3 protein-coding genes are annotated in these 1,769 nt (G+C 39.8%); 1 reads left to right on the top strand and 2 read right to left on the bottom strand.

All coding sequences use genetic code 11. The annotated features are described in order from the left end of the window. Positions 1-66: 66 nt before the first annotated feature. A complete protein-coding gene (locus tag E1163_RS00720) occupies positions 67-390 on the bottom strand; it encodes a nuclear transport factor 2 family protein (RefSeq protein ID WP_155168609.1) in 324 nt (107 codons plus the stop codon). Between the two features lie 11 nt (positions 391-401). Then, positions 402-1,190, bottom strand: a complete 789-nt coding sequence (locus tag E1163_RS00715) for an SDR family oxidoreductase (protein WP_155168608.1) — start codon at positions 1,188-1,190, stop codon at positions 402-404. A gap of 130 nt (positions 1,191-1,320) precedes the next feature. Between E1163_RS00715 and E1163_RS00710 the strand changes: the two genes are divergently transcribed. Further along, positions 1,321-1,674: a winged helix-turn-helix transcriptional regulator gene (locus tag E1163_RS00710; protein ID WP_155168607.1), complete on the top strand. Its 354-nt coding sequence runs from the start codon at positions 1,321-1,323 to the stop codon at positions 1,672-1,674. Positions 1,675-1,769: the final 95 nt, after the last annotated feature.

Genomic DNA, 1,769 nt, shown 5'->3' with positions numbered 1-1,769 from the left:
CTCCATGGCGGATGACAGCAAATGGAGTTTGTCTGAAAAGTGAGCTATGTAGCTCACTCTATCACTTCAACCTGTTATTTTTAACGAATCAATAAGTTCATTCTTAATTTTCATATGGTATTTTAAAATAGCTGGACTTCCGGGAAATGTGCCCGTTACTTTTACAGACAGGACACTTGATACTGCGGTTTCTTCTAATTTAACCGGCTCCATCAACATGTTATATTTTTTATGAGCTTTTTCTATCCATTCTTTGATTTCAATCCTTCCGGTGTAAGTATTGCCTTCGTCTGAAACAATTGCTACATCAGAAAAACAATTAGCATAAATTTGACTATCACCGCTGTTCTGCGCATTAATCAGTGTTTCTATAACTTTTGGTATGTTCATGTTTTTTCAATTTAAATAGTTGGAATAGTGCCGCCATCAATGACAAATTCAGTTCCTGTTAAATATCCTGCTCGTGGTGATACCAGGAAACCAACCAATTCCGCCACTTCCTCCGGTTTGGCAGGTCTGCCAAGCGGTATACCTCCCAGAGCATTCATTACACTTTGTGTTGCTTCCTGCACGGTAGTTTTTGAGCTATTAGCAATTCTTTCCATCATTCTTTCCGCAGATTTGGTCATAATCCACCCCGGAGAGACGGTCAAAACCCGGACACCTTTTGAAGCAACTTCGTTAGAAAGGTTTTTACTGTAGTTGATCAGGCCTGCTTTTGCGGCTGCATAGGGTAAGGTAGAGTCATATAAAGGTAACTTGCCCTGAATGGAAGCAATATGGATAATTACCCCACTTTTGCGCTCAATCATCTGTGGTAAAAACCCTCTGTCCAGCCTAACCGGTGCGAGTAAGTTGGTTTGAATAGTTTCCTCCCAATCCTCATCATTGAGTGCAGCAAATCCACCACCTGGTGTCTCAGAGCCTCCTAAGCTGTTAACCAGAATATCCAGTCTGCCATAATTAGAAATCACTTCTTCTACGACTTTGTCCGTTCCTTTGGCTACGCTCAGGTCGGCAGAAATAAAATGAAAGGGAGTATCTTCAGGCTTATTTCTGGCAGTAATTATCACAGTAGCACCCGCCATATATAGGCGTTCTGCTATGGCCCTGCCTGCACCCTTGGAACCTCCGGTTACAAGCGCTATTTTACCAGCTAACTCATTGTTAAAATTGAATTCGTTTTCCATAGGATTTGAATTTGTTTCTTAACGCAAAATTTTGTCATATCAGCCCCATATACAAGTACCGATTATCGATTCATATAGTGATAAAAAAATCACCACCTCTATCTATAATAGCTATTTGTATCTTTGTACTATGAAAAACAGGAAAATCCCATTAAACATTAATTGTGGGTTAGATCTTACCGGTGAAGTGCTGTTTGGCAAATGGAAAATGCGCCTGCTTTATTTTATTAACGAAGGGTATCAAAGACCAAGTGAATTACAAAGAAAGATACCAGAGGCAAGTAAACGCGTGCTGACCGCACAATTAAAAGAATTGGTGGAACATGAACTTGTTGATAAACTTATATATCCTCAGGTACCACCAAAGGTGGAATATAGTCTTACAGACTTTGGCAAAACATTGATTCCCATTATTAAAGCATTTGGTGAGTGGGGAGATGAACATGAGGACAGACTTCGGGCTGTAATCTTAAAAACATCTTAAGAAACATGTTGAATCTTTTTCAATAAAAATCTCTCACATCAGTAATATTTTAGCGCTGATGCGGACTCCATGGCGGATGACAGCAAATGGAGTTT

This window comes from Fulvivirga kasyanovii (assembly GCF_009711405.1).
Lineage (GTDB): Bacteria > Bacteroidota > Bacteroidia > Cytophagales > Cyclobacteriaceae > Fulvivirga > Fulvivirga kasyanovii.
Note: the sequence above shows the minus strand (reverse complement) of the source record. Positions and strands in the feature narration are given on the sequence as shown.

What these genes read in the sequence shown, in the direction of transcription:
- E1163_RS00715 (WP_155168608.1), bottom strand. Translation starts at nt 1,190, where the DNA reads ATGGAAAACGAATTCAATTTTAACAATGAGTTAGCTGGTAAAATAGCG.
- E1163_RS00710 (WP_155168607.1), top strand. Translation starts at nt 1,321, where the DNA reads ATGAAAAACAGGAAAATCCCATTAAACATTAATTGTGGGTTAGATCTT.
- E1163_RS00720 (WP_155168609.1), bottom strand. Translation starts at nt 390, where the DNA reads ATGAACATACCAAAAGTTATAGAAACACTGATTAATGCGCAGAACAGC.